The organism is Ferruginibacter sp. (genome assembly GCF_031430955.1).
Classification (GTDB): domain Bacteria; phylum Bacteroidota; class Bacteroidia; order Chitinophagales; family Chitinophagaceae; genus Ferruginibacter.
In genome coordinates this window covers 1-3,963 of record NZ_JANPCM010000405.1, presented here as the reverse complement: position 1 = coordinate 3,963, position 3,963 = coordinate 1, and the positions used below count along the sequence as shown (strand labels likewise).

The 3,963-nt window shown below is 36.1% G+C and carries 3 protein-coding genes and 1 pseudogene; all 4 read left to right on the top strand.

The window, feature by feature from the left end:
* On the top strand, nucleotides 1-975 hold a 975-nt coding region (locus ACY65O_RS11385), incomplete at its 5' end, for a CaiB/BaiF CoA transferase family protein (RefSeq protein ID WP_462220979.1).
* Nucleotides 976-1,053: 78 nt separating this feature from the next.
* Entirely contained in the window at nucleotides 1,054-2,256 is a 1,203-nt protein-coding gene (locus ACY65O_RS11380; RefSeq protein ID WP_462220978.1) for a CaiB/BaiF CoA transferase family protein, read from the top strand.
* 77 nt (nucleotides 2,257-2,333) lie between these two features.
* Nucleotides 2,334-3,404, top strand: coding sequence for a Gfo/Idh/MocA family protein (locus ACY65O_RS11375; RefSeq protein ID WP_462220977.1), 1,071 nt, complete (start codon nucleotides 2,334-2,336; stop codon nucleotides 3,402-3,404).
* A 97-nt stretch (nucleotides 3,405-3,501) separates the two neighbouring features.
* A pseudogene (locus ACY65O_RS11370) lies at nucleotides 3,502-3,963 on the top strand (hypothetical protein); the annotation flags it as partial.

The window sequence follows — 3,963 nt, the reverse complement described above, 5'->3', positions numbered from 1 at the left end:
GATAATTCATTATTGTTTCATACCATCAACCGTAATAAAGAAAGTTTTACTGCAGATTTAAAAAATGAAACTGATATTGCTACTGTAAAAAAACTTATTGCTAAAGCAGATGTTATCATTCATAATTTCCGCCCGGGTGTTATGGAAAAAACCGGTTTGGGTTACGAAGCGGTAAAGAAAATAAATGAAAAAATTATTTATGCTGCTATTTCTGGCTATGGAAAAACAGGGCCTTGGAAAAATAAACCAGGCCAGGATTTATTGCTGCAATCCATAACCGGACTTGCATACACTTCTGGCAATGGTACAAACGGGCCAGTGCCCTTTGGTATTTCTATTGCAGATATGCTGTGCGGCGCACAATTGGTACAGGGTATTTTAGGTGCATTAATAAGAAGACAAAAAAATAATACCGGTGCATTAATAGAAATAAGTTTGCTGGAATCTTTACTCGATTTTCAATTTGAATTGCTTACCACATATTATACCAATCAGCAGCAGCCGCAACGGAGTAAAATTAATAACGGTCATCCATTATTAAGTGCACCTTATGGTATTTATAAAACTGCCGACGGTTATATTGCTTTAGCAATGATGGATATACAGGTACTTGCAGGCGCCATTAAATGTAAAGGGTTGCAAAATTTTTTACAGCAAGATGCATTTGCACAAAGGGATACGATTAAAAAAATATTGGCTGAGCATATTATTACACAAGAAACAAAACACTGGTTAGCAGCTTTGCAACAACAGGATCTTTGGGCAATGGAAGTATTAGATTGGGAAAAAATGCTGCAGCATGAAGCGTACAAAGTTTTAGAAATGGAACAGGTGGTATATGCAGGCGATGAAAAAATTTTTACTACACGTTGCCCTGTTCGTATTAATGGAGAAAGATTGTATGCAGACAAACCGGCACCGCAATTGGGAGAGCATAATGAAAAAATAAAGAACGATTTTTTAATTGCTGAATAATGAAATATTGTTGAAGAGTGTCTCGCCTTAGGCCAGACCAATGAAGCTAAATAGAAATAAAATGATGGGTTCAAAAAAATGTATAACAAAAAAAATACCCCTTTAGGGGATAGGGGTATGAATTTATTACAAGATATAATTGTGGTTGACTTCAGCCAGTTTTTATCGGGGCCTTCTGCAGCTTTGCGCCTTGCAGATATGGGGGCACAGGTGATAAAGATTGAGCGGCCAGGCGTTGGCGATATTTGCCGGGAATTATATGTGTCGGATGTGATGATAGAAGGGGAGTCAACAATTTTTCATGCTATTAACCGCAATAAACAAAGTTATGCTGCTGATTTAAAAGATGCAGATGATTTGGAAAAAGTAAAACAATTGTTGCGTAAAGCAGATGTGATGATGCATAATTTTCGTCCGGGTGTAATGGAACGTATTGGATTAGATTATGAAACAGTAAAAAAAATAAATCCTGCAATAATTTATGCGCAAATAAGTGGCTATGGTAATGAAGGGCCATGGAAAGATTTGCCTGGTCAAGATCTGTTATTGCAGGCTGCATCGGGCTTAAGCTGGTTAAGTAATAATAATAACGAAAGTCCCACGCCAATGGGGGTGGCCGTAGTAGATATAATGGCAGGTACACATATTGCCCAGGGAATTTTAGCAACATTGTATAAAAGAACCCTTAGTGGCGAAGGTGCGTTGGTGCAGGTAAATATGTTTGAAAGTATTTTAGATTTTCAGTTTGAAGTGTTGACTTCTTATTATAACGATGGCCGGCAATTACCGGTACGTGGAGCAGTAAACAGTGCTCATGCTTATATTGCAGCACCTTATGGTATTTATAAAACAAATGATGGTTACATTGCATTGGCAATGAGTGATATTGTATTGCTGGCAACACTTTTGCAATGCAACACACTTAAAAAATTTAATGACAGCAACGATTGGTTTAGTAAAAGAGATGAGATAAAAAAAATACTGGCAGATCATCTTGTAAAAAAAAGCGTGGCTTATTGGTTATCCATTTTAGAAAAAGCAGATATTTGGTGTGCACCTGTTTTGGATTATGATAACTTAGTAAAGGAAGAAGGCTATAAAACACTGAACATGGAAATTACTGTAAAAACAAGTAATGGGCTTTTGGTAAAAACAACAAGATGCCCGATAAGAGTAGATGGAAAATTGCTGGTGTCGGATAAAGGAGCGCCGCAATTGGGTGAACATAACGATGCTATTGAAAAACAATTTGAACTGGAAAAAATTTTGCAGGAAAAATAACGCTGTAAACTGATTACTGGTTGATAATAATACCCTCACAAAGTTTAGCAGTACATTTACGCAGCCAAAAATAAATCATGCAGTTTAATGCTCCTTTACAATTACAACAAATTCCGATATATATTATTGGTGCAGGCGGTATTGTAAACACGGCCCATTTACCTGCGTATAAAATTGCAGCCTTTAATGTACAGGGTATTTATGATATTGATAATGCAAAAGCTGTTACCACTGCCGCAAAATTTAATTTACCCAATGTGTTTACCGGTGTTGCCGAAATGATTGCACATGCTCCGGCAAATGCAGTTTTTGATGTAGCGGTTCCCGGCTCTCAAACTATTGCATTGTTACATCAATTACCCATTGGTGCAAAGGTATTGTTGCAAAAACCTATGGGAGAAAATTATGAAGAAGCAAAACAAATTTTGGAAATTACAAGAGAAAAACAAATGCTGGCAGGCATTAATTTTCAATTGCGTTACGCACCATATATTTTAGCAGCCAAAGAATTAATTAATAAAAATTTACTGGGAGAGCTGAATGATATTGAAGTGAATGTAAATGTTTATACGCCCTGGCATTTATGGGATTTTTTAATGGCATCGCCAAGAGTGGAAATTTTATACCACAGTATTCATTACATTGATTTGGTCAGAAATTTACTGGGTAATCCGCAATCTGTTTATGCAAAAACAACTAAGCATCCATCAATGCCGCAGCTTGCTTCTGTACGCAGCAATATTATAATGGATTATGGCGATATGATAAGAGCAAATATCCTTACCAATCATTGCCATAATTATGGAATACCCAAACAGCAATCTTATATAAAAATAGAAGGCAGCACAGGCGCAGTAATAATAAATTTTGGTGCCTTAATAAATTATCCAAGAGGTGCTGCAGATAGTTTTGAATATATTTTATTGCAAGAAGGCAAAGAAGCACAATGGCAGCAAATGAAGATTGAAGGCAGCTGGTTTCCGCATGCATTTATTGGCAGTATGAATGAAATGTTGCTGGCCGCCGCAGGAGAAATAGCAGCGCCTGATAATAGTGTGGAAGATTGCATTGATACAATGGCTTGTGCAGAAGCAGCGTACAAGAGCAGTGAGGAGGGAGGAACCCCTGTTCTCTCAAGGGGAACTTAGATTGTTACATCATATTATTAAAAATTTTAAAAGAAGTGAAGGATTAAAGTTTAGCGAAGAAGTAAAAATAATTTTGAACTGCCGGTAATAATATAAAGTGTTATTAAATAAAAAATATTTTGAAGTTGTACTGATAATTGTGGCTGCACAATGGTGTACTGGTTTATATGCTCAAAAAAAAACAGCTTTTATTTACACAAATGAAAATAATTCTGCAAGGGTACAATTTGGAATTGATAAAGTAAAAAATGCCCTTTCCCAAAATGGATATTTGGTAAAGATGTTGAAGGATGAAAATAGTAAGACTGAATCGCCAATAATTTATGTCACAAAACATTTGTCTGTAAATTCTCCCAAATGGAAAAAAATGCCAAAAGAAGGGTATTCTTTTATTTCAAATAAAAAGGGTATTTTATTAACAGGTGCAGATGAATCAGGAATACTATATGGTTGTATTGAACTTGCAGAAAGAATTACTGCAGCAAAAAAAATCCCAACAAATATAAACCTTGATGATGCACCCGAAATGGTTTTACGTGGCCAATGCATCGGCTTACAA

Excerpts from the sequence above, each read along its gene's own strand:
- ACY65O_RS11375 (WP_462220977.1), top strand. The coding sequence starts at position 2,334 with ATGCAGTTTAATGCTCCTTTACAATTACAACAAATTCCGATATATATT.
- ACY65O_RS11380 (WP_462220978.1), top strand. The coding sequence starts at position 1,054 with ATGTATAACAAAAAAAATACCCCTTTAGGGGATAGGGGTATGAATTTA.